Source organism: Vibrio sp. Isolate34 (genome assembly GCF_022397915.1).
Classification (GTDB): domain Bacteria; phylum Pseudomonadota; class Gammaproteobacteria; order Enterobacterales; family Vibrionaceae; genus Vibrio.
Window position 1 is genome coordinate 1 of the sequence record NZ_JAKEUO010000030.1, and the last position, 25,243, is coordinate 25,243.

23 protein-coding genes and 2 tRNA genes are annotated in these 25,243 nt (G+C 44.1%); 16 read left to right on the forward strand and 9 right to left on the reverse strand.

Going from position 1 to position 25,243, the window contains the following annotated elements:
* The 6 genes from L1D22_RS21065 to L1D22_RS21090 form a co-directional block, all read left to right on the forward strand.
* Positions 1–213: transposase (locus L1D22_RS21065; protein WP_157933609.1), on the forward strand; the 213-nt coding region annotated here is incomplete at its 5' end.
* 175 nt (positions 214–388) lie between these two features.
* Positions 389–853 carry a hypothetical protein gene (locus L1D22_RS21070; protein WP_239831118.1) on the forward strand — a complete coding sequence of 155 codons (465 nt, stop codon included), beginning with the start codon at positions 389–391 and terminating at the stop codon, positions 851–853.
* A 99-nt stretch (positions 854–952) separates the two neighbouring features.
* On the forward strand, positions 953–2,359 hold the full coding sequence (locus L1D22_RS21075; RefSeq protein ID WP_239831138.1) for a TolC family protein: 1,407 nt from the start codon (positions 953–955) through the stop codon (positions 2,357–2,359).
* 10 nt (positions 2,360–2,369) lie between these two features.
* Positions 2,370–4,097, forward strand: coding sequence for an efflux RND transporter periplasmic adaptor subunit (locus L1D22_RS21080; protein ID WP_239831119.1), 1,728 nt, complete (start codon positions 2,370–2,372; stop codon positions 4,095–4,097).
* Positions 4,094–7,237, forward strand: a complete 3,144-nt coding sequence (locus L1D22_RS21085) for an efflux RND transporter permease subunit (protein ID WP_239831120.1) — start codon at positions 4,094–4,096, stop codon at positions 7,235–7,237. Before L1D22_RS21080 ends, L1D22_RS21085 begins: the two co-directional genes overlap by 4 nt.
* A gap of 92 nt (positions 7,238–7,329) precedes the next feature.
* Positions 7,330–7,935, forward strand: a complete 606-nt coding sequence (locus L1D22_RS21090; RefSeq protein WP_239831121.1) for a cupredoxin family protein — start codon at positions 7,330–7,332, stop codon at positions 7,933–7,935.
* 126 nt (positions 7,936–8,061) lie between these two features.
* On the opposite strand, the gene L1D22_RS21095 is transcribed toward L1D22_RS21090, so the two are convergent.
* Positions 8,062–8,319, reverse strand: coding sequence for a hypothetical protein (locus L1D22_RS21095; RefSeq protein WP_239831122.1), 258 nt, complete (start codon positions 8,317–8,319; stop codon positions 8,062–8,064).
* 300 nt (positions 8,320–8,619) lie between these two features.
* Between L1D22_RS21095 and L1D22_RS21100 the strand changes: the two genes are divergently transcribed.
* Positions 8,620–10,905, forward strand: a complete 2,286-nt coding sequence (locus L1D22_RS21100) for a glycoside hydrolase family 9 protein (protein ID WP_239831123.1) — start codon at positions 8,620–8,622, stop codon at positions 10,903–10,905.
* A 178-nt stretch (positions 10,906–11,083) separates the two neighbouring features.
* On the opposite strand, the gene L1D22_RS21105 is transcribed toward L1D22_RS21100, so the two are convergent.
* Both L1D22_RS21105 and L1D22_RS21110 read right to left on the reverse strand, forming a co-directional pair.
* Positions 11,084–11,158, reverse strand: a tRNA-Gly gene (locus tag L1D22_RS21105).
* 39 nt (positions 11,159–11,197) lie between these two features.
* Positions 11,198–11,272: transfer RNA gene (locus tag L1D22_RS21110), tRNA-Gly, on the reverse strand.
* Positions 11,273–11,791: 519 nt separating this feature from the next.
* On the opposite strand from L1D22_RS21110, the gene L1D22_RS21115 reads away from it, so the two are divergent.
* The 4 genes from L1D22_RS21115 to L1D22_RS21130 all read left to right on the forward strand — a co-directional run bounded on the left by L1D22_RS21115 (position 11,792) and on the right by L1D22_RS21130 (position 14,589).
* The gene (locus L1D22_RS21115; protein WP_239831139.1) at positions 11,792–12,955 is read left to right on the forward strand and encodes a threonine/serine exporter family protein; all 1,164 of its coding nucleotides are present in this window, start codon (positions 11,792–11,794) and stop codon (positions 12,953–12,955) included.
* Between the two features lie 198 nt (positions 12,956–13,153).
* On the forward strand, positions 13,154–13,492 hold the full coding sequence (locus L1D22_RS21120; RefSeq protein ID WP_132745611.1) for a zinc ribbon domain-containing protein YjdM: 339 nt from the start codon (positions 13,154–13,156) through the stop codon (positions 13,490–13,492).
* Positions 13,493–13,543: 51 nt separating this feature from the next.
* The gene (locus L1D22_RS21125; protein WP_239831124.1) at positions 13,544–14,035 is read left to right on the forward strand and encodes a GNAT family N-acetyltransferase; all 492 of its coding nucleotides are present in this window, start codon (positions 13,544–13,546) and stop codon (positions 14,033–14,035) included.
* Between the two features lie 119 nt (positions 14,036–14,154).
* Positions 14,155–14,589 (forward strand): GNAT family N-acetyltransferase, encoded by a 435-nt coding sequence (locus L1D22_RS21130; protein WP_239831140.1) that lies wholly within the window; start codon positions 14,155–14,157, stop codon positions 14,587–14,589.
* A 54-nt stretch (positions 14,590–14,643) separates the two neighbouring features.
* On the opposite strand, the gene L1D22_RS21135 is transcribed toward L1D22_RS21130, so the two are convergent.
* The 6 genes from L1D22_RS21135 to L1D22_RS21160 all read right to left on the reverse strand — a co-directional run bounded on the left by L1D22_RS21135 (position 14,644) and on the right by L1D22_RS21160 (position 20,638).
* The gene (locus L1D22_RS21135) at positions 14,644–15,588 is read right to left on the reverse strand and encodes an ADP-ribosylglycohydrolase family protein (RefSeq protein ID WP_239831125.1); all 945 of its coding nucleotides are present in this window, start codon (positions 15,586–15,588) and stop codon (positions 14,644–14,646) included.
* Positions 15,589–15,807: 219 nt separating this feature from the next.
* Positions 15,808–16,731: an amino acid ABC transporter permease gene (locus tag L1D22_RS21140; protein WP_239831126.1), complete on the reverse strand. Its 924-nt coding sequence runs from the start codon at positions 16,729–16,731 to the stop codon at positions 15,808–15,810.
* Positions 16,732–16,870: 139 nt separating this feature from the next.
* The gene (locus tag L1D22_RS21145; RefSeq protein WP_176679545.1) at positions 16,871–17,680 is read right to left on the reverse strand and encodes a transporter substrate-binding domain-containing protein; all 810 of its coding nucleotides are present in this window, start codon (positions 17,678–17,680) and stop codon (positions 16,871–16,873) included.
* 12 nt (positions 17,681–17,692) lie between these two features.
* Positions 17,693–18,490 (reverse strand): amino acid ABC transporter permease, encoded by a 798-nt coding sequence (locus L1D22_RS21150; RefSeq protein WP_239831141.1) that lies wholly within the window; start codon positions 18,488–18,490, stop codon positions 17,693–17,695.
* Positions 18,490–19,236 (reverse strand): amino acid ABC transporter ATP-binding protein, encoded by a 747-nt coding sequence (locus L1D22_RS21155; RefSeq protein WP_275665164.1) that lies wholly within the window; start codon positions 19,234–19,236, stop codon positions 18,490–18,492. Before L1D22_RS21155 ends, L1D22_RS21150 begins: the two co-directional genes overlap by 1 nt.
* 253 nt (positions 19,237–19,489) lie before the next feature.
* Positions 19,490–20,638: an iron-containing alcohol dehydrogenase gene (locus L1D22_RS21160; protein WP_239831127.1), complete on the reverse strand. Its 1,149-nt coding sequence runs from the start codon at positions 20,636–20,638 to the stop codon at positions 19,490–19,492.
* Positions 20,639–20,830: 192 nt separating this feature from the next.
* Between L1D22_RS21160 and L1D22_RS21165 the strand changes: the two genes are divergently transcribed.
* The 5 genes from L1D22_RS21165 to L1D22_RS21185 all read left to right on the forward strand — a co-directional run bounded on the left by L1D22_RS21165 (position 20,831) and on the right by L1D22_RS21185 (position 25,205).
* Positions 20,831–21,715 (forward strand): AraC family transcriptional regulator, encoded by an 885-nt coding sequence (locus L1D22_RS21165; protein WP_239831128.1) that lies wholly within the window; start codon positions 20,831–20,833, stop codon positions 21,713–21,715.
* Positions 21,716–21,918: 203 nt separating this feature from the next.
* Positions 21,919–22,527, forward strand: a complete 609-nt coding sequence (locus L1D22_RS21170; protein WP_239831129.1) for a hypothetical protein — start codon at positions 21,919–21,921, stop codon at positions 22,525–22,527.
* Positions 22,528–23,134: 607 nt separating this feature from the next.
* On the forward strand, positions 23,135–24,382 hold the full coding sequence (locus L1D22_RS21175) for a RidA family protein (protein ID WP_239831130.1): 1,248 nt from the start codon (positions 23,135–23,137) through the stop codon (positions 24,380–24,382).
* A gap of 222 nt (positions 24,383–24,604) precedes the next feature.
* Positions 24,605–24,961: a hypothetical protein gene (locus L1D22_RS21180; protein WP_239831131.1), complete on the forward strand. Its 357-nt coding sequence runs from the start codon at positions 24,605–24,607 to the stop codon at positions 24,959–24,961.
* A gap of 94 nt (positions 24,962–25,055) precedes the next feature.
* On the forward strand, positions 25,056–25,205 hold the full coding sequence (locus tag L1D22_RS21185) for a hypothetical protein (RefSeq protein WP_239831132.1): 150 nt from the start codon (positions 25,056–25,058) through the stop codon (positions 25,203–25,205).
* The last annotated feature ends 38 nt before the right edge of the window (positions 25,206–25,243 follow it).

Sequence of the window (25,243 nt, forward strand, 5' to 3'; positions counted from 1 at the left end):
GAAACGGTAATTGCCAAACGCAATTATGGACAAGATATAGACAAAGACAGTATGGATTGGTGTCTATACAAGTATCGTCACTTGGTCGAAAATGCCTTTGGGAGAATTAAGCATTATCGAGCTATTTCAAGTAGATATGACAAGCTAGAAAGGAATTATGCCAGCATGTTATCGCTGGCATTCATGTTAATGTGGCTACCGATGTATTGTTGAACACGAAATGTACAGCAAAGATCAACACGCCCTAGTCACATCTTTCGCTTATTGAGTGTTCCTTTTGTTCATCTATGCAGCAGTTACTGCTAATTTTATCAAATATTTACCCTTCATCATTGACCTTACCCTAAGGGGAACCTTTATAGTGGCTCTATAAATTTAAAGGTTAACTATGACAGACACACTCCGAACAACTTGGATTACTGTTTTCAGCATCATCGCGATGTTGATGTCTAGCTATGCCTCAAGCTCATCAGCCATGATGACTGAAGTAATGATGATGGAAATGAGTTCGAGCAAATCGGCTTGTTACCACAGCGATACGTCGGCCAGTGATTCAATGGCAGGATGTCATGTGATGAGTGAAAAAGCACACGCTGAACACTCTAATATGAGTGCTCATGACTTGATGGCTCAATGCGTTATGTCTTCAATGAGCGAAGACGGCGGCCACATGATGGGTAACCATTGTTCGAGTGCCGATTGCTGCGCTTCAGTGTGTTCTGCAACTTCTTATCCAATTCAGGCTGTTCAAGCCGCCAATCCATATGTCTCTTCTTTAGCTCGTTTTCAATCTGTCATTATCGGGCAGAAAGTCGCACGCGCTCAATCTTTGTTACGCCCACCCACCGCATAAATCTATATCTAAAAACATAGCGATATCAGAGTCATAAATCTGATACGCCAATCTTTTATATGCGTTATTTAACGCTAGATATGGACATTCATTGTGAATATAAAACCAACAACCTCCGTGTTTGGAATAAACGCGAGTGCTGTGGTCGCTGCTGTTTTTGTTTCGAGTGCTGCTTTTATTTCGGCCAGTGCGTTAGCTTCAGCTTCAATACAAGCCGATCAACAGAGCTCAACACAGCAACTCAATACATTGATTGAGATAGCATTGAACCAAGACAGCAATCGCAAACAGTACTTTGCTCAGTCGCAAGCGATGCGTGAAACCGGTATTGCGAGCGCTACCCTGATGGATCCGAAACTCAAAGTCGGGTTCGGTGGCTTGCCAGTCGATAGTTTTCAGTTTGATGAAGACCCGATGACCAATATCTCGGTCGGTCTGATGCAGCAATTTGAGCGTGGCGATACACTCGATCTTCAGCAGAAAAAAGCGGGGCAGCAAGCGGATGGATTAGCGCTTCAAGTTCAGGCTCGTGAGCTTACCGTTGTTAACAGCATGACGCAGTTATGGCTTGAACTGGGCTACCAACAAGTTGCAGAAGGCGTGATGCGTGAAAACCGACGCCTTTTGGTTGAGCTAGAGAACTATGTACAAACCAATTACTCGATAGGTAAAAGCGAAGCGCAAGATCTACTCAATGCTCAGCTTCAAGTCAGCAAGCTTGATGAAAAGCTGCAAGCCAACCAACAAGTTCAACGCCGTCTCATCTCTCAACTGTCTGAGTGGTTGGGTTCTGATTGGTTAGGGGCTCAGGCTCTTGATCCTCAGGGGAGGCTTCATGCGACTAATCAAATTGATTGGTCGTTATTGGAAAGTAAGTTAGCGACCAACAACGATGCAACCAAGCACTATCAACTTTTGATGGAGCATCCGCTTGTTAAGATCACGGACGCGACTATCTCATCTAACCAAACTCAAGTAGAACTGGCTGAGCAAGCCTATACGCCGCAGTTTGGTGTGGAAGTGATGTATGCCCATCGACAAGCGAACAACATGGCGGGCGAACCTGCTTCTGATCTTGTGAGTGCTTATCTAACGGTCGACATCCCTCTGTTTACGGGCAACCGACAAGATAAGAACTTGTCTGCGGCTCAGTACCAAGTTGGCGCGGCTAAATCCCAAAAAGACACCTTACTTTCCCAAATGAACGCGCAAGTGAATGCGTTATTGGTGGATAAGGCGAACCTCACCCAACGTTTAGAACGTTACCAAAATTCCTTATTACCTCAGACAACAGCACGGATCAGCGCTGTGGAGCGAGGCTACCAAAACAACACTGCACAATTTAACGATGTGATCTCTGCAACGGCAGACGAGCTTGCTTTAAAGCTAGAACAACAGCGTTTGATTACCGACCTCAACATCGTGAACAGCAAGCTCGCGTCACTCGTCAGTGGCTTTGATTATCAAGTGGCACAACCACAACTTACCGCGACAAACCATCAATAAGGAACAGACAATGAAATCAGTAAAAGTAGCAACAATCGCTTTATTGGTAGGTGGTGCATTAGGTTTTGGTGCAAATCACTTTCTCTTTAATTCAACTCACGATATGTCGGCTATGGCTGCGTCTAGCGGGACAAGCTCAGCAGCCAGTTCAAGTGATGACCCTCTTTATTGGGTTGCACCGATGGATCCAAATTATCAGCGTGACAAGCCGGGCAAATCGCCAATGGGCATGGATCTGATTCCTGTTTATGCCGATGACTTAAGTGGTGGCTCAGACAAAGCTGGCACTGTATTTATTGACCCATCAGTAGAGAACAACCTCGGTGTCAAAACAGCCAAGGTAGGGTTGGAAGCTTTGTCGCCACGTATTGAGACCGTCGGTTACGTGGCGTTCGATGAAAGTACAATGTGGCAAACCAACGTTCGCGCTGCGGGCTGGGTGGAGAAGCTGTATATCAATGCGGTTGGTGAGAAGGTGAATAAAGGCGATGTCCTCTTCACGCTTTACTCTCCAGAGCTTGTTAAGGCACAAGAAGAGCTTCTGAGTGCTTACAAAACGGGTCGCAAAGGATTGATCAAAGGATCGACTGAACGCTTGGTTACGTTAGGCGTTGATAAAGCTCAGATTCGCTCGATTACTCGACAGGGTAAAGCTTCACAAACCATAGAAATTAAAGCACCTGCAGATGGCGTTATCGCAAGCCTTAACATTCGTGAAGGTGGTTACCTTTCACCTGCACAAGCGGTAATCAGTGCAGGGCCGCTAGATGAAGTTTGGGTTGATGCAGAAGTGTTTGAGCGCCAAGCACACTGGATCTCGTCTGGTAGTAATGCAGAGATGACACTGGACGCGATTCCGGGCAAAGAGTGGCAAGGCAATGTGGATTACGTGTACCCGATTCTTGACCCTAAAACTCGAACCTTACGCGTTCGTTTGAAGTTCTCTAACCCTAATGGCGAGCTCAAACCGAACATGTTTGCCAATATCGCACTGAAACCAATCAGTGACGACCAAGTTCTTACCATTCCTAGATCTTCGGTTATCCATTCCGGTGGCATGACTCGTGTTGTGTTGTCTGAAGGCGAAGGTAAATACCGTTCAGCACGCATTGAAGTAGGGCGTGAAGCGGGTGACAAGATCGAAGTGTTGCAAGGGCTCACACAAGGTGAACACATTGTCACTTCAGCGCACTTCATGTTGGATTCTGAATCTAGCCAATCAGCGGATTTGTCACGAATCAATGGTGTGGAGGAGCAAGCAGAAACAGCTTGGGCAAAAGGTGAAATTGCAGATGTTATGCAAGGCAGTCGTATGGCGACCATCAATCACCAACCTGTTCCTGAATGGGACTGGCCGGGGATGGTGATGAATTTCACCTTCGCTGAAGGCTTGGACATCAGTCAGCTTAAGCGCGGGCAAGTGGTTGATTTTGAGATGATGAAAACGGAATCAGGCCAATATGAAGTTGTTAATTACGAGGTCAGCGAGCATCAAATGGCGGGTGAAGTGTGGGTGAAGGGCGACATCACCATGCTAATGCCGGATTTCGGAATGATCACAGTAAACCACAAGCCAGTACCCGAGTGGGATTGGAAAGCGGGTGAAATGAACTTCCAAGCCAATGACGACCTTGATTTATCCGAGTTTGCTGAGGGTCAAACCATCCGGTTTCTAGTGGCAAAGCAAGGTTCCGACTATGTGCTCAAATCTTTAGAAGCGGGTGAGGGCGCATTATGATCAATGCAATTATTCGTTGGTCCATCAGTAACCGATTTTTGGTTCTGGTCGCGACTGTAGCCATCGTGTTCGGTGGGTTATACAGCGTTAAAAACACGCCCGTCGATGCGATTCCTGATCTGTCTGATGTGCAGGTGATCATCAAAACCAGCTATCCGGGTCAAGCGCCGCAAGTGGTTGAAGATCAAGTGACCTATCCACTCACCACTGCGATGTTAGCCGTGCCGGGAGCCGAAACGGTTCGTGGTTATTCGTTCTTTGGCGATTCCTACGTCTATATCATCTTCAATGATGATACTGATATGTATTGGGCGCGCTCTCGCGTGTTGGAATACCTGAGCCAAGTCGCACCTAACTTGCCATCAAGTGCCAAGCCAACATTAGGGCCAGATGCAACCGGTGTGGGCTGGGTATACAGCTATGTACTGCAAGACAAAACGGGTAAGCACGACTTAGCGGATCTTCGTAGCTTGCAAGACTGGTTCTTGAAGTATGAACTACAAACCGTTGAGGGCGTATCTGAAGTCGCGACTGTCGGTGGCATGGTGAAGCAGTATCAAGTGCAGATAGATCCTGCCAAATTACGTGCTTATGACCTAACGCTTCAGCAAGTTAACAAGGCCATCCAAGATGGTAACCAAGAAACGGGGGCTTCAGTGGTTGAGATTGCTGAAGCCGAGCAGATGGTTCGCACAACGGGTTACCTCACAAGTATTGAAGACATTCAATCACTGCCACTAAAAGTAACCGACAAAGGCACACCGCTGCTATTGGGTGATATTGCTGACATTAACCTTGGCCCGCAGATGCGTCGTGGCATCTCTGAGTTGAATGGTGAAGGCGAAGCGGTTGGTGGCGTTATCGTGATGCGCTTTGGTGAAAATGCCAGCGAAGTGATTGATTCTGTTAAGAGTAAGCTAGCTGAACTGCAAGCCGGTTTACCCGATGGCGTTGAAATTGTCGCGACTTATGATCGTTCAACCTTGATTAATTCTGCGGTTGAAAATCTATGGAAGAAGCTGGCTGAAGAGTTCATCGTGGTTGCGATCGTGTGTGCGCTGTTCTTGTTCCATATTCGTTCATCATTGGTTATCGCGCTTAGCTTGCCTGTCGGTATCTTAGGGGCGTTCATTGTGATGCATTGGCAGGGTATTAACGCCAACATCATGTCTCTCGGCGGTATCGCGATTGCGATTGGTGCCATGGTCGATGGTGCGATCGTAATGATAGAGAACGTTCATAAGCACATTGAACGAACGCCTCTGACCGATAAAAACCGTTGGCAAGTGATTGGTAAGGCGGCAGAAGAGGTGGGTGCGCCGCTGTTTTTCTCGCTGATCATCATTACCTTAAGCTTTGTTCCTGTATTCGCATTAGAAGGCCAAGAGGGCAAGATGTTCTCGCCACTCGCGTTTACTAAAACGTATGCAATGGCGGCTGCTGCAGGTTTGGCTATCACGCTTGTGCCAGTGCTAATGGGTTACTTCATTCGTGGCAACGTGTTACCTGAACATAAGAACCCAGTGAACCGTAGTTTGGTCGCGATGTACAAACCGCTTCTGAACCTCAGCCTAAAGTATCCAAAGGTGATGATTGTTATTGCTCTTGGTTTGATGGCGTCTGCGTATTACCCAACCAGCAAGCTTGGCAGCGAGTTCATTCCTCCTTTGGATGAAGGTGACTTGATGTACATGCCGACTACTTATCCGGGGATCTCGATAGGTAAGGCGCGTGAATTGCTTCAACAAACCAATAAGCTGATCAAAACCATTCCAGAGGTTGAAACCACATGGGGCAAAATCGGGCGTGCGGAAACGGCAACCGATCCTGCACCACTCACCATGATTGAAACGGTTATTCAGCTGAAATCTCGCGATGAATGGCGTGACGGTGTCACTACTGAGTCGCTGCGTAAAGAGTTCGATGATCTGATTCAGTTCCCGGGTTTGACTAACGCATGGGTTATGCCAATCAAGACTCGGATCGACATGTTGGCGACTGGCATTAAAACACCAATCGGAATCAAGATAGCAGGACCGGACTTGAGTGTTATTGAGAATATCGGCTCTCAGCTTGAACCTATCTTGAACGGTGTCAGCGGCACGGCTTCTGTGTATGCCGAACGTGTGGCTGGTGGTCGTTATGTCACGATAGACATTAAGCGTCGTTCTGCTGCTCGTTACGGATTAAGTATCAAAGAGGTTCAGCAGGTTATCTCGACTGCAGTGGGTGGGATGAATGTTGGTGAAACCGTTGAAGGGCTAGAGCGTTACCCGATTAACGTGCGATACCCGCAAGATTATCGTGATTCTGTCGTGAAGTTGCAGAACTTACCACTCGTTACGCCAAACGGTGCTCGTATCGCTTTGTCTGATGTCGCTGACATTCGTTATGAAGATGGCCCACCAATGATCAAAACAGAGAATGCACGCCCTAACGGTTGGGTATTTGTGGATATTGATGGTCGTGACCTTGGTTCTTACGTAGCAGAAGCGCAGCAAGTGGTTGCCGAACAAATTGTATTGCCTGCGGGTTACTCGCTTGCATGGTCTGGTCAGTACGAATACATGGAGCGCGCCAAAGATCGCCTGAGTGTGGTTGTGCCTATCACAATCGCCATCATCATGTTGCTGTTGTATCTGAGCTTCCGTCGTGTTGGTGAAGTGATGATGATCATGCTGACATTGCCGTTAGCCATGGTGGGCGGTTTGTGGCTAATGCACTACCTCAACTACAACTTCTCCATTGCGGTTGGTGTAGGCTTCATCGCGCTAGCGGGCGTTGCGGTCGAGATAGGTGTGATCATGTTGGTGTATCTAAACCAAGCGTGGCATTACAAAAAGCTCGATGCAGAACAGAACCAACAAACACTTCAGCAAGCTGATCTCACAGATGCCATTCGTGAAGGGGCAGGGCTTCGTGTGCGTCCAGTCATGATGACGGTTCTTACGGTCATCATTGGTCTAATTCCAATCATGTATGGCGAGGGTACTGGTTCGGAAGTGATGCAACGAATTGCCGCGCCAATGATAGGAGGAATGGCGTCTGCACTGCTGCTTACTCTACTGGTGTTGCCCGCAATCTTCAAGCTCTGGAAGCAGCGTGAGCTCACTCAGAGCCAAAACGAGACAAGTAAATAACGTACTGATTATAAAGCCCTTACTTGCGAGATAGGAGTAGGTAAGGGCTTAACACATGAACATTAAAATCTGAATTTATCTAAGGAACGACTATGAAAAAGACACTGATTGCTATTGCCCTAACACTGACTACTGCAACGGCTTTTGCTGCTATGAATCATTCAGCTGGTGACCATTCAAATATGGACCACTCAGGTATGGACCACTCGATGATGGAGAGCGGAGAGATGGATCATTCAAAGATGGATCACAGCATGATGAAGGATGGAAAGATGGACCATTCAATGATGATGAACATGGATGGAATGATGGATATGGAAGGCATGTCTGAAGTGGGTATGCCAGCAACAGGCGCGAAACCCGATAAAGTGGTTCATGTTTTATTGAGTGATGACATGAAAATCACCTTTAAAAACAAGGTCGATATTGAGCCCAATGATGTAGTTCAGTTTGTGGTGATGAATACAGGCAAGATCGACCACGAATTCTCAATTGGTTCTGCCGCAGAACAATTAGAGCACCGTGACATGATGAAAAAGATGGGTAACCACCACCATGATTCTGGCAGCACAGTGACGGTGAAACCGGGTAAAGCGAAACAGATGCTGTGGCATTTCCACGGTGACAATCACGTAGAGTTCGCGTGTAATATTCCAGGGCACGCAGAAGCGGGCATGGCTAAGTCGATAACGCTGTAGGCACTATTTAATATCTAGATACCTAAATAGATAGGTACTAAATAGTTAAGGGCGACAAAGCAGAAAGATCAAAGATAAGTCTTAACTCACGCATATGTGCTGGCTGAGACTTATCTTTCTCGGCCACTACTGTAATAGGATCGATGTTTCCAGTAGGTGGTGAGCCTCGCCGCTCAGGTGCGGTAACTCTGACATGATCTTCTTAAGTTTGTCGTCGATCGATTCCACTTCATTCAATGAACGAAACGCAAGCACGGCCTGTTCTGGTTCGTTGCTCACATAACCCTTCAACGTATTAAGCTGAATTTTGTTCGCATTTTCGACTTTTGACAATGCGACATTGATTGCTTCGATGTTGATTGTTAACTCATTGCTTTTAAACATTTTTAACTATTTTGGGGTTGTTGCTAATGCGCGCACATTAACACAACCGTTTTTTAGGATATTGACCAAGATTATTAAACCAGCATTTTTGTGAAACTCTTGGCTAAATCAAAAGTACCGTCACAAACTCGTTTTGGCTATCCATGCAATTGATTCATGAGCTTGTTCCTTAGTGTTAAACATCACAAGAAATCATAAGATTTATTTTTACGAGTCTGTTTTTTGCGAATGTTAACTCTCTATTATTGAATCTATTTAGTTAGTTTCCTTGGATATATGAAACATCTCTAAGGAAGAATGATGCAAAAAGGAACGTTATCTCTCGCGATTGTCATGATTTTATCTTCTGGATCGATACACGCAGAAGAGCAGATTAGAAATAGTAACTTCGAAGCCAATATGAATGGTTGGTGGAATGCAGGAGCCGATGTAACAACAGAAAACAACGAAGCTTGTATTGATATTAAAAACCCAGGGAACAATTCTTGGGATGTCATTTTTGGTCACAGTGGCATTGGTCTAGAGCAAGGCCAAAAATATCAGATGTCGTTCGATGCATATGCGAATATTGATACTGAGATGAAAGCCTTGATCCAACATGAAGGGCCTCCTTATACGCATTATTTTCTAAGTGACGTGGGTGTATCAACAGACAAGCAAAGCTATACGTTTGATTTTGTGCAAGAACTTGATAGTGATGCCGATACAGAATTCCAGTTTCAATTAGGAGCACAGAAAACGGGTGTCATCTGTGTTGATAACGTTTCTGTTGTAGGTAAGCCATTTGTAAAAGTAGCGACTAAGATGCCTATTCGAGCTAACCAAGTTGGCTTCTTACCTCAATCCGACAAGTATATCTTTGTTGAAAGCTCGTCAACTGAACCTCTTAAATGGACATTAGTATCTCATTCTGGGATCAGCCTCGATCTCGGTAAAACAGAAGTGTTCGGCCTGAATAAAGCGTCGGGTGAGCACATTCACCGAGTTAACCTTTCAAACTATACAGAGACAATGAACGGATTAACGATCAAAGTCGGCGATGATGTCAGTTATCCATTCGATATTAGAAGTGATGTTTATAGCCAGTTAAAGCTCGATGCCTTGTCTTACTTTTATCAAAATCGTAGCGGTATAGAGATAAAACCTGAGTTCGTTCAACGTGAGGATCTTGCGAGGCCTGGTGGCCACATGTCCGACAGGGTGACATGTTTTGATAAAGTCGATAGTTGGGGAAATAGATGGCCTGGCTGTGATCTGACTATTGATGCAACCGGTGGTTGGTACGATGCGGGCGACCATGGTAAGTACACAGTAAATAGTGGTATTTCAACTTGGACGCTCCTGAATTTATATGAGCGAGGCAAGTTCTTAGAGAGTAAATCGCTTCCGTTTTCAGATGGGAAAGTAAAAATCCCTGAAGCAACCAACGGTGTTAATCCGCTGTTGTCTGAAGCGCGCTGGAACATTGAATTTATGTTGGCGATGCAAGTTGACTCTGACACGCCTATCTCTGTCCCTATTGGTAATCAGTCTGCGAGCAAAAATCTCAAACTTACCGAGATTAACGCGAGAGGGCTGGCATTCCACAAGATCGCAGATGAGTCTTGGACTGGCATGCCATTACCGCCACACAAAGATACTCAGAAACGTTATGTTGGTTATCCCACTGCTGCGGCTTCATTGAATTTGGCGGCAATCGGTGCTCAGTGCGCACGCATTTGGAAAGATATCGACAGTGATTTCTCGGAGTTATGTTTGGATTCAGCGACCAAAGCATGGAACGCCGCAAATCAACATCAAGATATCTATGCTTACGACAACTTCACAGGTTCTGGGCCGTATGATGATATCGAATTGAGTGATGAGCGATACTGGGCTGCGGCCGAGCTCTTTATAACAACTAATGATGAGGCTTATAAAGACGTATTGGTTGATTCGCGACACTATCTTGAAGTGCCTAAAGGTAATATCAATGCAGATGGAGACATGTACTGGCAGTATATGGCTCCTGCTGGCACCTTGAGTTTGGCTGTGGTACCTAATTCATTGGACAGCCAAGTTATTGAACAAGCACGTAAGAACATCATTAAAACGGCAGAATCTTATACCAAGCAAGTTGCCAATGAAGGCTACAACATCCCTTATACAGTCGAAGAGTATTCGTGGGGCTCAAACTCGAACCTTGTAAACCGAAGTATTTTTTTGATTTACGCTCACGATTTTTCTAATGATGTTCGATACATCAAAGCGGCGGCTAGTGCGATGGATTATATCCTCGGAGGTAACCCGATGAATATCTCTTATGTCACTGGTTATGGAACGAAACCTGCTGAGAATCCTCATCACCGATTCTGGGCTTACGCTGCTGATGAAAGTTCACCAAAACCAGCGCCGGGTGCGTTAATTGGAGGCCCAAATTCGGTAAGTTTTAGTGATCCTATTGCCGCTGTGATGAAAGGTAAGTGTGTTGGACAAACGTGTTACAGCGATAATATTGGAGCTTGGACGTTGAACGAGATCACCATCAACTGGAATGCGCCGCTAGTATGGGTTGTTTCTGCTTTAGATGAAGGGCAGCTTGATTGAGGTAATCAATTAAATTAAGAATATTCAAAGAGTAATATCATTTGGTATTGCTCTTTTTAATACAAAAAATCACACAATGAAGTGCGCTGTTCTAATTATTTTAGGTTTTGAAGCTAAGAGGAGATGGTAAATCTAAAGGGATATTGTAACTAAAGAGAATTTGAAACTAGACAGAAGTTGGAGCGTGCAGCGGGAATCGAACCCGCATCATCAGCTTGGAAGGCTGAGGTAATAGCCATTATACGATGCACGCACACTGTCTTAAGAGTAAGACTGAGGCATTAAGAAGAGTTGGAGCGTGCAGCGGGAATCGAACCCGCATCATCAGCTTGGAAGGCTGAGGTAATAGCCATTATACGATGCACGCACATCGTCTTAACGAGTTTGATAATGCCACATCTAACTGAAAACGAAACCTTTTTCTTTCATTTTTATTCTAAGTGCTCGCATAACCACCACTCCGCTAGTTTTTCAATCATGTCTGGCGTTTATAGAGTGAATAAAATGTGACTAAACTCTCGTTAAGCTCAAGGTTTAACGTCGCAGTTAGTTTATTTTTTTGAGAGGGATTTTGGGGTGAATTTATAAACCGATATTGAATGTTATTTCCTCACCTACGTAGGCAAACTCTATGGTTGAACGTGTTAACACAATCGAGATTTGAGCCAAATCTATAAGTGCATTTATAACAATGTGGATGCATAGATTTAACTTACGAACGATTCATATTATTTATTAAACTAATCCCAAATGAGTAGAGTAATACACGCCTCTGTGCGTTCGCAGGAAAAAGTAACGAATTTAGTTGATAATTCACGCAAAAGTCTCGTCATTCCGTCTGTCGTTTGGTACATTTGCCGCACATTTTGTCTCGCCTAAAATACCCATGCCTTCTCAGTTCAGAATTAACAAAATTGTTGAAATTGGTGACACTCTTCACCGCAGCGGTTGTGCTCCCTATAAGCTTGAAAAATACACACAGTTCTATGCAAAAAAGCATGGTGTGGATGTGATGATCCAAGCAACACCAACCGCGATTAATTATCAATTTCCAGACGATAACAACGCCGTTATTCTTAAGCGCCTAAAGCCTGCTTCAATTAATCTGAGTTTGTTGGCAAATACCATCATTCGTATCAACCAACCAAGCAGTGAGCCAGTGCCAGAGCCTGTCGGTTACTCTAAGTTTGTTACCGCACTAGCTAATATGGGTATTCCGCCTGCTTATTTGATGCTAGTTGGCAGCACGTTGGAAGCAGTTGGCTTTTCTGCGTTATTGGGTTTGATGGTTTGGGTATGTCAGCAAATCCTGCATTCACGTCGTGCAATTGCGGTTGAATTTATCTCAGCATTATTGACGGGTATCTTTGTGGCGTTTTTGGCAAGCACAGGTTTGCCGATTCCTGTGTGGGCGTTGTGTATTGCGTCAATCGTCTTATTTGTCCCCGGATTATCCATAGCCAACGCATTAGAATGTTTGGCGTTTAACGATCTCGTCTCGGGTACCAGTTTGCTAGGGCAGAGTGCCTTGACGCTGATCAAGCTGTTTGTTGGGATTATCATGGGCCTCAATATTGGTGAAGCGATATGGGGACAAGCGGTCTCCATCGACTATACCAATGCGGTGCCAGTGTGGATGCACATATCAGGCTTGGTGTTGATCTCTGTATCTATCGGGGTGATGTTCAATGCTCGCCCTAAAGACATCTTATTGGGTTTGCCTGTAGCGGTTCTGGGTATGTGGGGGCCGTTCTATCTAGGTTTTGATAGTGGTTGGGTTGTCGGTACTTGGGTAACCACCGTTCTTATTACTTTGTACGGTACTTGGATTGCTAAAAAGATGGAACTCACGGGGTCTATTTACATCGTGCAAGGCATCATCATCTTGGTTCCGGGTAGCCGCGTATTGGTGAGCGCGAGTCAATCGGTGTTTGAGCAGTCTATCTTGCCCATCCCGAGTATCGGTTTATCGGCGCTGTTTATGTTCTCTGCGATTGTGGCAGGGCAAATCACCGCGTATTCGATCTACTCACCAAAAGTAGAGCGTTAATCTGATTAGATTCCAACTGCCGCTCAGGTAACTTCGTTTCTTCAACAAACACAGCTTGGCGGCTGTGTTTGTTCGTTTTAGAGCCGTTCTTTTCCTACTTTAAGTTTATCTTCAGACAATCTGGTAGATTTGTACTCGCTAAGCCTAGCAAGAGTCATTAAAATGGACGCAAATTCTATTTAAATGAAGTATTAACGTATGTCTTTACCTCCTTGTCCGCAATGCCAATCTGAATATGTCTACCCAGACCAAAACAACCTAATCTGCCCTGAGTGTGCCTATGAATGGAACCCAGAAGAAGAGCGTTTAGAAAGAGAAGCTGCGCGTGTAAAGGACGTTAACGGTGCAGTGTTAGATACCGGTGATAAAGTCACCTTCATTAAAGATTTAAAAGTGAAAGGCAGCTCTAGCGTACTGAAAATCGGTACTAAAGCGGTGATTCGACGCATCAATGAAGGCAAAGATCACCAGCTAGATTGCAAGCTTGATGGTGGCGGCGAAATGCTTGTGACAGCTAAGTACGTTAAGAAACAGTAATTCGGGTTTCTTCAGAGTAGCAGCTCTGTATGCACAAGGAGTTTATTGGATATGGAGATGGTCAAAGCTGATATTTCGCACTCAAGTGCCTTTCATCACTATGTGAATGCTTGCTCTGAGGATGGGTTAGATATTTACACAGGTATTTCTGATAGTGATACCTATTTAAAAAGGCGAATCGCTTATTCAAAAGGTGAGTGTTTGCCTGAAGGGTGGACGCCAGCTTCTACTTACTTTTGTATTGAGTCTGAGCAGATTCTTGGTGTGATTAGAGTTCGTCACGGTACCAGTGAATACATTCATGACGTTATCGGCCATATAGGCTACGAGACTTTGCCACAAGCAAGAGGGCGAGGTATCGCCAGTCATATGCTGTCTTGGGTTCAGCGTCATATACTTATAGAAAGCGCTATTATTACGTGTGACTGCGACAATGTTGCTTCGCAAAAAGTGATTGAGAGGTGCGGCGGCCAGTTCTTAAATACCTTTTATTCAGAGCAAGATCAGCAAGAGGTGTTGCGCTATCAGCTAGACTCAAAATGAACACTAAGGCATGGCGTTTGCTTGTGTTCGCTTGCTTTCCGTTAGCGAGATTTTATTAAATAGAAGCCACCATTGATGGTGGTTTCTTTGGTTATAGTCCATCAATTATTGTTGGAGGTATTTTCAAGTATTCGACAAGACCTGCTCAGTCATCAGATTATGAATTTCTGTTCGAACTAAAAAAGGCGGCTGAATTTGAGCCAATCAAGGCTGTTTTTGGCTGGGATGAGCAAGTTCAACGAGATATACACGCCGAAGAGTGGGAAGAAGAAAAGCCTGAAATCGTTGAATATCAGGGCAAAGCGATTAGCAGTGTATTGCTGCAAGGCAAAGGTGAACACTTCTACTTTTTCCGATTCTTTCTGCTGTCCGAATATCACGGTAAGGGCATGGGTAGCCAAATCTTCACCGATTGCTTAGCTCACGCAGACAAGCTCAATAAGCCAGTTGAGTTGTGTTATCTGCAAGGTAATCGAGTTGGAGAGCTCTACTTAAGATTTGGTTTTGAAATCACCTCGCAAAACGACCAGTTTGTATATATGTGGCGTCAGTAATTCCAAGCGTAAGTTATAACCTCAACGGCACAATGTGCCGTTGTGTTGTAATTATCACTCAATAGGTAAAGACAAGACACCACCATTGAGTTCGACTTGGTTTAGCCATTCTGTTGGAATCGCGCCATCTTCTTCGTAGAAACACGCCGCTAATACCGCGCCAATTACAATCGCACGCCCGCAGCTATCACCACCACATAAGATGTTGTCACGGATACCTTGTTTAAAACTCTGAGCACCAGCAATGATGCGAATCAGCAGCGGGAACGCGGCACTCAATTCACAATGCAGTCCGAACTTTTTCGCGGCATCTGTTATTGAAAGTTCGGGCTCAGCCAGTGCTTCATCGATTTGATCGTGTATAAACTTGCTGCAGGTTTGTCGCACCATCTCTACCGATTGAAGTGGAGAGTTGCCTTGAATAGCAGCTTGAATCAGTAGGGTGATGGCTTGTGCCCACTCTACTGCTTTATCATTGTTGTTGGTGACTCGAACAGCACTCTCTACCATAGCCGGTAAGGTGTGAGAGGTGTAGGTACATGCCACCAAAGGAATCAGTTTTGAAACTGCAGGTAATTGGGTGTCATCAGCGCCACAGACTGTGATTGGAGCATCTGCTAGCTCTAGTTGATGTATGTTCAGCAAGCTCATACGAGTCGCTTTATCAATGTAACCTTGCCAACTGCCACCGAAATCAAACCAGAAACGTAAGTGCTTAATGTAACTCGCTTCGTCGTAGTGTTGATTGTCGACTAGGCTATCGACCATCGCCAATAACTGAGCGCCATATTGTGATTGGTCGCCAGCGTTTTTTCCTTCATGGGCAAAGTAACCTTTGTCTTGATAATCGAATTGATTAGGTGAGCGAAACTCTGGCTCACCCCCAGCAACCTGTAAGATCCTCTCTTGGTCATACAACCAATGCAGCCCCATGGAAGCGGCGTCTCCAACCAATGCGCCAACGACGGCGTAAAAAGCTCTTTCTTTATGATTGTCCATGCTGGGTGAAGTCCTTGAGAAGATCCAATGGAATTTGATACTTCAAGTATAGTGTTTAAATGAGGGGGTTGCTGTGTTTCGATAGAGAGTTTTAACGGAATTAATCCTGATTGGTCAATGAGTTAAACCAATCAGGTTAAGTGGATGAATATTATCAATTAGGTGTTGATGTTGGCCATCGAACTGCCGCTCGAATTCACGTGAAAATAAACAATAATTTTAACGGTTAAGGTAAACACTCGAACGTTGTTCGATGACTTTGAAAATACGTGAAAGAGTGAAACATAGTGCGAAGTAAACCGCGCCTACAATCAACCAGATCTCGAAGATCAAACCGGAAGAGTTCGCCATTTCGGTGCCTACAAACGTCATCTCTTGAATCGAAATCAGTGACACAATTGAGGTGTCTTTTACTAGCGAAATTGCCTGACCCGCTAAAGGTGGCGTGATTGCGGTTAATACCTGTGGGCCAACCACATATCGATACTTAGAGAAGGCAGATAAGCCGAGAGAGTCGGCCGCTTCCCATTGGCCTTTAGGAATGCTTTCTAAGCCAGCTCGAATAACCTCGGCGATATAAGCCGAAGAGAGCAGGCCAATACAGATAACGCCAGACGCTAAGTTTTCCCAAAGGTTTGCAGGCCCGAATAGGAAATCTTGAACAGCGTTAATTTCACCATTGTGTTCACGTAAAAGGGTTTCTAAACCAAGCAAGGGGATCAACTGGTTAGAGACAAAGAAGTAAAAGATAAACACAAACACCAATGGTGGAATGTTTCGAACCAACTGGATGAAAAGCAGCGCCGGCGTTTTGAATAAAGCGATCTTAGAGTGTCTTGCTACCCCTAACAGTGTGCCGAAAGAGAGCGCTAACACCATGCTCCATAAGCTCAAACGCAATGTTGCGACCAAGCCTTGGAAGAAATAAGGAATACTGCCTTGAGAAGGTGGAATAAAGATTAACGTGAACGCGTCTTCCCATCGCCACTGATAGTTAATACCGACAGCAGAGCGATAATAAAGCCAACCTGCGAATGCACAAATGATGGCAAACAACACGCCATCTAATAGATTGAGGCGTTGATACCAAGGCTTCGTGTGAAGGTTGGGCTTGGGCGTTGATAATGCGCTAGTACTACTCACGTCATTCCTGTTTAAACGATGATAATTAATGTGTTGTGAGAGGTGGCTATGAGTTTATAGCTATCTCGGGTGTTTCTTAAAAGGCAGTACCAGCAAGGTACTGCCTTGATTGGTTATTTAGCGAATAACTAGCTTTTAATTACTGACCTTGAGCAATCTGGTCTTGCCAATCTAGAGTAGAGAACCAGTACTCGTAACGTTCTTTCAACCAACCGTCTTCAGTACGTGCTTTGATCCACTCGTTGAAGAACTCAGTTTTGTCTGTTTCACCTAGGCGTACAGCAAATGCTTCGTTACCTTTTGACAGACGCTCTTCAAATGGAATGAATAGTGTGTCTGCGTTTTTGATCGCTTCGTGCTCTGGTTTCGGGCTAGAGGCGATAACCGCGTGAGCATTGCCGTTTAGCACTTCTTGGAACGCTTGAGCATCGTCATCGAACTGAAGTACTTTAGCTTTCGGGAAAGTTTCACGAGCCACTTGAACCGTGAATGCTCCGCGACGTGCTGCAATTTTCACACGGCGAGAATCGAAATCAGAGATTTGAGTAAAACCTTCAGCCAATTCTTTGTTTGCTGCTAGTTGAACACCTGAGTGAGAGTAAGGTTCAGTAAACAACACACTCTTAGAGCGTGCTTCAGTGATCGACAAACCACCGATGATTACATCAAACTTATTCGATAGTAGAGAAGGAATAATGCCATCCCATGCCGTCGGTACGAATTCAACTTTCCAGCCTGAATCTTCTGCGAGGCGTTTTGCCACATCGATTTCAAAGCCAACAAGGTCGCCTTGTTTGTTACGCATTGCCCAAGGTACAAAAGTCGACATACCAACACGCAGAGAGCCACGTTCGTTGATTTTATCTAGATTAGGCGTTTCAGAGGCAAGTGCAGGCAAACTTACGGCAAGCGCAAGTAGAGCTGTAATTGCGGTTTTAAATAGCTTCATGCTGATAAATCCTTATTGTGTTCGCCAGTTAGCTCCGAGCTTATGCTCAAGCCAAGCTGCAACGGCAGAAAGTGAAAGTGTAAGTGCGAGATAAATGATCGCCACAGAGAACCAGATCTCAAATGGCATCGCGGTTTCAGAAACTATGTTTCTGGCTTCGGTTGTCAGGTCGAAAATTGCCATGACACTCACAATCGAAGAGTTTTTGATAAGGGAGATAACCTCATTCGTCAAAGGTGGCAACGTGCGTTGAATCACCTGAGGAAGAATCACATCCCAATAAGTGTAGGTCTTTGATAAGCCCAAAGATTGAGCGGCTTCAAATTGTCCTTTAGCAATGCCATTTAAACCGGCTCGGAATATCTCGGCAGTGTATGCCCCTTGGAAAAGTGCCAATGCTAAAACAGCCGTGCTAAAGCGATCCAGCCCTAGTACGGGGCCAAACACAAAATAGAGCAAATAGATTTGTACTAATAACGGCGTATTACGAATCAACTCTACATAGCTGGTGGCGAGGGTTCGCCCAACCACAGAATGTGAGTTGCGTAGCAGGGCTGTGGTTAAACCAATAGCCAACGTAGCGACCAAAGAAATCAGAGAGATATTGATGGTCACGAGTAGCCCTTCCATCAATTCTGCAGGCCACCATTCGCCATCTTCATAAAAGGCAATGTAGTCGGGCACGCGTTCCCACTGCCAGCTGTATCCCATGGCTTGTGCGCCAGAATCGAGGATCCAGATAACAGCTGCCGCGAGCACAACAATCTGTACCAATGCAGACAGGGCGGGTTTCACTATTTTAAGCAGCATCAGTAAGTTAGAATCTGATTTAGGAACGCTTGAGTACGCTCGTGTTGAGGATTCTCGAACAGGCATTGTGGTGTATTGGATTCCACGATTCGTCCTTCGTCCATAAATATGACACGGTCAGCAACACGTTTCGCAAAGCCCATTTCGTGTGTCACACACACCATGGTAATCCCTTCACTTGCTAGCTCAACCATCACATCAAGCACCTCGTTGATCATTTCCGGATCAAGAGCAGATGTTGGTTCATCAAACAACAGCAGTTCAGGCTTCATACAAAGAGATCGAGCAATCGCAACACGTTGTTGTTGGCCACCAGAAAGTTGAGCTGGGTACTTATTCGCTTGCTCGGCAATGTGCACACATTCGAGATAATGCATCGCCGTTTTCTCTGCTTCTTCTTTGCTTTTCTTAAGCGTACGAATTGGGGACAGAGTCAGGTTTTCAAGCACAGTAAGATGGGGGAATAAATGGAAGTGCTGGAACACCATTCCAACTTGACCTGGCGTGTGGAACTTGCATGGAAGCGCTTGTTCTAGCACGGAAAGCTCGCCACTTTCGAAGGGTTCTAGCTGATTGATACAGCGGATCAAGGTTGATTTACCTGAACCAGACGGTCCGCAAATCACCACTATCTCTCCCTGTTCAATATTTAAATCGATATCCTTTAGGGCATGAAAATCACCATACCACTTGTTAAGTGACTTAAACTTAACCATTTCCTTGAGATTGTTCAAATCGTTGTTCATACCTAGTAAAGAGACAGGTTTACCTTAACAATATAGAAATATGATTGCACATAAAATTAGGTACTTATGAGAATTTAATAGCATCTTGTAGGGCAAATAAAAAGCAGCGCCCGAAATGGACGCTGCTTTTGATATACGTAGGGCCAAAGTATTTGGTTCAGTGTGATGCCATAAATCTTGTTTACGGCTCTTCACTCGTTCAAATTGTCTTTGTAATTCTACTTTGTCCGGCTTTCTTTAAGCTTTAACGAGCTTAGTGAATCGCAGACTCTAGAATCTCACGTGTTTTCTCTGGCGTGATTGCTTGGTTCTCACCAAGTTGCAGGTAACCGTGTGATTCAAGTTGAGCAACAACGTTATCGATTGCTGCTGCTTTAGTTGCTTCGTAGCCGTCGAACATAGTTGCTACGTCTAGGCTGTGGTAGAACGCTTCGATTGCATCGATAGTGCGCTCTGCTAAATCAGCACCCGCTTCTAGGCCAAATACATTACGACCCATTTGCTCTAGCTTGCCACGCTTCGCTTCGATTTGGTTACGAAGTAGTGAAGGTTGAACAATCGCAAGTGAACGTGCGTGGTCTACGTGCCATAGTGCTGTGAACTCGTGGCCAATCATGTGTGTTGCCCAATCTTGAGGAACACCCGTACCAATCAGGCCGTTAAGCGCTTGGTTTGCTGTCCACATTAGGTTTGCACGCCATGCGTCGTTGTCACGCTCGTCGTATTGCTTACCTAGCACAAGTAGGTTTTTCAGCAGCGTTTCTGCGTAACCGTCCTGAACCATCGCGTCTGTTGGCATTGTGATGTATTGCTCACACACGTGTACCCAAGCATCAACCAAACCATTCACCAATTGGCGCTCTGGTAAAGACTTCATTACATCTGGGTCCATTACCGCAAACTTAGGCTGTACGGCAGGGTTAAGGAAAGCCAGCTTCTCTTGAGTCGCTTTACGAGTGATTACCGCACCCATGTTAGATTCAGAACCTGTAGCAGGAAGCGTTAACACTGCACCGATTGGTGTTGCTTCTGTTACTTGGTGCTTGCCCGCTAGGATGTCCCAACCGTCACCGTCGTATTTAGCCGCTGCAGCCACATACTTAGAACCATCGATTACCGAACCACCGCCAACAGCGATAATGAATTCTACGTTTTCTTCTTTAACAAGAGCGACGGCTTTGTCTAGCGTCTCTTTCGTAGGGTTTGCTTCAACACCCGCGAACTCAATCCAAGCGTGATCTTTAAGAGAAGCGACTACTTGGTCGTAAACACCATTGCTTTTGATTGAACCGCCACCGTAGATGACAAGTACTTTCTTTGAAGTATCAACCGCTTGACTGATAGCGTTGATTTGGCCTTGGCCGAAGTGGATTACTGTAGGGTTAACATAAGTAAATTGCATTGTAGGTTCCTTGTGTAAAGCTAGATTTTTATTCTGATTTATTGCTCAATTTCTATATTTGCATATTAGTACAGGAATTTAGGGTGGTGAAGGCCAGTTCCTCTAAATTAATTGCCTATTTCTACAAACTTGTTATTCTTTTTGGGCTTTTGTACAAATACACTCCGCACCTTGAATGGAATATCACCAGTTATGAATACACTCGCTCAGTTAATGCAGTCTTACGTTGAATACAAAGGTTGGGATGATCTCGAAGGGATCAGGGAAACTGAGATCGAGGGTGTCTGGTTTTACCGAAGCAGTGGTGGCAACCAGCGCCAACCTTTTACCTATCAGTCTGGCATCATCATGCTCGGGCAGGGTAAAAAAAACATCTATATCGGTGAAAGGCCTGTTACTTACGCCGCGGGCGATTACCTTGTCGTTGGTGTGCCAATGCCATTAGAGTGCGAAGCCTTACCTGTCGATGAGGAACCCTTGCTTGGTTTGTCTATTAACATTGATTCTCAGCGTTTACACAGCTTGGTGAAAAAGCTGGAAGACCAAGGCTTTCTCGAAAGTTACTGCAATAAACATAAGCAGAACTCGAGTGGTTTAGAGTCGACACCCATGGAAGAGCAGATGCTAGACAGCTTTACTCGACTGATCAAAACCCTGCATTGCGATATCGAAGCCAACATATTGGGCGATGCGCTTGTTAGCGAAATTGTTTATCGCGCGCTCACAGGTTCAGAAGGGCGTGTGTTATTCGATCTTGCCCATCACGACGGCCATTACGCACGTGTTGCCAAAGCACTGTCTAAAGTGCATGAAGAGTATGACCAAACCATTACCGTTCAATCGTTGGCCGATGAAGCAAACATGAGTGTGTCTGCTTTCCATAATGCTTTCCGTAACGTCACCTTTGAATCACCACTTCAATACTTGAAGAAGGTCAGACTCAACAAAGCCAAAGAGTTGATCCAGTTAGAAGGCCTACGAATTAACGATGCCGCACGCCGAGTTGGCTATTCCAGCCCATCTCAATTCAGCCGAGAATTTAAGCGTCATTTCAATACCACACCAAGAGCTGTTTAGCCTTTACTCAATATCTATGTTCCGAAACGTGCGGTACTTTTTATTGTGTAGAGGACCTATTTACTCTGTTGTGTATCAAAGAAAAACCTAAGCTAAATCATTGTTATCTAGTGACCGAACAGAATACTATCAGTGTTTTACAGGCTCGGCAGAGGAGCCTCTGCGTTTAAATACTAAGTTTTTGTCTAATTATCGGAGAGATTTTGGATATTTGTTTTTCAATTAGCGATGTGAATTGGACGTTGACGAAGGATTTGGTATCAATAATCGGTACCTTTGGAGCGTTGAGCATCGCTGTACTAGGGCTTTTTACTTGGAAAAGGCAGCTTCGTGGAACAAGTGAATATGAAGTTGCAAAGAGCGCAATCTTAAAAACCTACCAATTACAGCAAGCAATTCAGGCCGTAAGGCATCCTATGTTACATCTTAAAAAAGAAGAAGTAGAAGCAGGAAATCAACTCCAAGAAGAACAGAGGATATACAGTGAAAGGTTAAGTGTTGTTTCAGATGTATGGTCTGAGCTGCAAGCTGTTAGATTAGAAAGCAAAGTAATTTGGTCTAATGAAGCTTACGTTGCCTTTGAAGGTATTCAAAATTGTGTAGGTAAAATTAATGCCGATATATGGTTACATTTTTGGCTGAAAGGTGCGTATGCTGGTCCAGGTGCTACTGTTGATAATTCACCTGAGAGAGTTGCAAAAAACAATGAGGATGTTTATTACAGATCTGAAGATGATCCGTTTAGTATCCAGATTACTGAGGCAGTAAACAACATAGAAATTTTCTTTGGAAAGAAAGTCAGAACAAGATAAGCATAATGGCGTCGCTCATTCATTTTTGACGCCATCTTAATTCCAGAAAACAGCACTTCTTAGGATCACAACCACCTTTCTCACGCAGTTATCCTAAATATCTCGCTTGTTTAATTATATGAGTAAATGTATCTAACCATGGGCTTTGTCAGATTATTGGTTGTTGCTTATCGAACATATTATTAACTTACTTGTATGAAATAGCCTCTTTAAAATAATTATTTAAATAGCTTAAGAGTTTATGCAGGGTATTTTATTGATAGTTCGATGGTTCTGATAATAAGGCTGTTTTATTGTGAACAACCTATCAAACTGCATCTAAATTTCGTAAATTACTTATCACACTACTTGAGAGAGTATTCAGGATTATTGAATAGTTTAAAAACTAAAGAGAATTTAGCAGTTGATAAAGCCAAATGTGACGGATATTTAGTCGTTTTATGACTAATTATTCTGTAACTTGCTGATTTATAGTCAACGTAGAGTCTGACGGGTATCACGTTTACCCTAAAATAATTCACTTAACATGGCGCTACTTTAATTATTCATTCCAATACGACTGTTCAATATAAATACGTATTCTTATTCTATTAAAAGGATCACACCGATGAGTAGCGATATCATTAAATTTTCAAGAAATACTGAAAACGCACCAACAAATTCTGTATCTACACAAACGGTCGCTTTTTCTCATTATAATAACTTTTCAGCTCAATTACCTGTCGACCCTAAAACAGGTGAAGTTGTGATTGGTGATATTAAAGACCAAGCAGCACAATGCTTAAATAATATAAAGGCGATTGTTGAAAGCATCGACCATGTTATGGATGATGTTGTGAAGATTAATGTTTTCGTTAAGAATATTTCTGATATCGATGCTATCGATGAAGTTTACAAAAGCTTCTTCCAAAACAGTCTACCTACACGCACTGTTGTGGGCGTAGCTGCGCTTCCAAACAGTGACGCTTTAGTTCAAATGGATGCGCTTATTTCAAACGGTGAAGGTACGAAACCACAAGCACCTTGCGCGCTAGTTAAGGTATCAAGAAATACAGATAACGCGCCTCAAAGCGTTGTCTCTACTCAGACAGCGGCTTTTTCTCACTACAACAACCTTTCGGCTCAATTGCCAATCGATGTAAATACAGGTGAGTTGGTTTCAGGTGGTATCACAGAACAAACGACACAATGTTTAGCAAACATTAAAACGATTCTAGAGAGTATCGGTCATGTTATGAATGATGTGGTTAAAACCACGATTTACCTTAAAAATATTGAAGATGCAGAAAAGGTAAATGAAGTTTGCGCTAAGTTCTTCCCAAGTTATGTACCAGCGCGAACGATTGTTAATGCCGCTGAACTACCAATGGGCGCTTTAGTTCAAATCGATACGTCTGTTTCACATGGTGATGGCACACCTCCACAACTGCCAGAAGACACTCGCTTACTGGTTATCGAAGCGAGAAATACGGTGGCTGCACCATTTATGCCTTATTCGCACACCGTTGCTTTCTCTCACTACAATCATATTTCTGGTCAACTACCTGTAGATCCGAAAACCAATGAAGTGGTTGCTGGTGGCATAAAAGAGCAAGCTGAACAGTGCCTACAAAATATTAAGGCGATCATTGAAAGTGTTGACCACAGCATGGACGATACGGTGAAAATTAATATTCATCTTAAAGATGTTTCAGATATTGATGCGGTCAACGAAATCTACACTACGTTCTTTAATGCTGAGTTACCGGCAAGAACGGTGGTAGGGGTTTCAGAGATTCCTATGAATGCTCTAATTCAAATTGATGCCGTCGTTTCTAACTGCGAAGGCACACCTCCACAAGACGTCGTTGCTTAATTCACTGAACCCAATTCGAATATAGCGATCCAAGGTCGGCTCTAACTTCTGAACAAGGAGACAGAGCCGATTCTATGATTAGCTAGCCTATCTCAAGGCGTAACCCCTTCGTTAAGCTTCACTACACAAATCACTCTAAACAAGCTTCTGCCAACTTATAGCGTTTATTGATGCGAAGTGTTTTAATATGAAAAACAGACGCTTAATGTAAGAAAACAGTTTATGCAATTTCGAGTTATTTTAATGCTATGCCTAACCTTGATGGGTTGTTCATCTAATCAAGAGCTAGCACCCGAGCCAACAAGTATCACGTTGTTTTATGGCGATACGTCGATCTCTGCGGGTGTTTTAGAAGATCAAACATTTAGTTCAGTGCTCGCTGATAGGGTTGAAAGCGTGACTTTTTCAGGGACAATACGAAAGCAAGACTCTGGTTACTTCGTCGATATGCTCGTGATTCGAGAAACGAAAGAGCCGCGTTCAACACGACAACTGAATACCTCGCTTCTAATGAAGCAGGGAGAATTAGTGGATGTTGGTGGCGTGAATAACGATGTATTCAGAGTAATCCTCGAATAACAATATTAAAGTGTTCAATTAATCTGAATTTTTGCTTTACCTCAACCTAACTTCAAGTCTTAAGCTTCTCTTAACCATTGAAAAGGAGCTTATTATGCAAAACAACTACGTAAAAGAACTTGCCGTCAAAACTTATCAAGAAGAGCTTCAGATAGAGTACGTTAAATCTAAAGTTCTACCATTTCATACCCCTAGCTTTATAGGTGGGGTACTGTTGTCAGTCGTGTTAGTTGGCTTGTTTTAATTTATGCAGGATCTTTGATCCATTGCCAACTCTCAACA

Excerpts from the sequence above, each read along its gene's own strand:
- L1D22_RS21070 (WP_239831118.1), top strand. The coding sequence starts at position 389 with ATGACAGACACACTCCGAACAACTTGGATTACTGTTTTCAGCATCATC.
- L1D22_RS21080 (WP_239831119.1), top strand. The coding sequence starts at position 2,370 with ATGAAATCAGTAAAAGTAGCAACAATCGCTTTATTGGTAGGTGGTGCA.
- L1D22_RS21085 (WP_239831120.1), top strand. The coding sequence starts at position 4,094 with ATGATCAATGCAATTATTCGTTGGTCCATCAGTAACCGATTTTTGGTT.
- L1D22_RS21090 (WP_239831121.1), top strand. The coding sequence starts at position 7,330 with ATGAAAAAGACACTGATTGCTATTGCCCTAACACTGACTACTGCAACG.
- L1D22_RS21095 (WP_239831122.1), bottom strand. The coding sequence starts at position 8,319 with ATGTTTAAAAGCAATGAGTTAACAATCAACATCGAAGCAATCAATGTC.
- L1D22_RS21100 (WP_239831123.1), top strand. The coding sequence starts at position 8,620 with ATGCAAAAAGGAACGTTATCTCTCGCGATTGTCATGATTTTATCTTCT.
- L1D22_RS21115 (WP_239831139.1), top strand. The coding sequence starts at position 11,792 with ATGCCTTCTCAGTTCAGAATTAACAAAATTGTTGAAATTGGTGACACT.
- L1D22_RS21120 (WP_132745611.1), top strand. The coding sequence starts at position 13,154 with ATGTCTTTACCTCCTTGTCCGCAATGCCAATCTGAATATGTCTACCCA.
- L1D22_RS21125 (WP_239831124.1), top strand. The coding sequence starts at position 13,544 with ATGGAGATGGTCAAAGCTGATATTTCGCACTCAAGTGCCTTTCATCAC.
- L1D22_RS21135 (WP_239831125.1), bottom strand. The coding sequence starts at position 15,588 with ATGGACAATCATAAAGAAAGAGCTTTTTACGCCGTCGTTGGCGCATTG.
- L1D22_RS21145 (WP_176679545.1), bottom strand. The coding sequence starts at position 17,680 with ATGAAGCTATTTAAAACCGCAATTACAGCTCTACTTGCGCTTGCCGTA.
- L1D22_RS21150 (WP_239831141.1), bottom strand. The coding sequence starts at position 18,490 with ATGCTGCTTAAAATAGTGAAACCCGCCCTGTCTGCATTGGTACAGATT.
- L1D22_RS21155 (WP_275665164.1), bottom strand. The coding sequence starts at position 19,236 with ATGAACAACGATTTGAACAATCTCAAGGAAATGGTTAAGTTTAAGTCA.
- L1D22_RS21160 (WP_239831127.1), bottom strand. The coding sequence starts at position 20,638 with ATGCAATTTACTTATGTTAACCCTACAGTAATCCACTTCGGCCAAGGC.
- L1D22_RS21165 (WP_239831128.1), top strand. The coding sequence starts at position 20,831 with ATGAATACACTCGCTCAGTTAATGCAGTCTTACGTTGAATACAAAGGT.
- L1D22_RS21175 (WP_239831130.1), top strand. The coding sequence starts at position 23,135 with ATGAGTAGCGATATCATTAAATTTTCAAGAAATACTGAAAACGCACCA.
- L1D22_RS21180 (WP_239831131.1), top strand. The coding sequence starts at position 24,605 with ATGCAATTTCGAGTTATTTTAATGCTATGCCTAACCTTGATGGGTTGT.
- L1D22_RS21185 (WP_239831132.1), top strand. The coding sequence starts at position 25,056 with ATGCAAAACAACTACGTAAAAGAACTTGCCGTCAAAACTTATCAAGAA.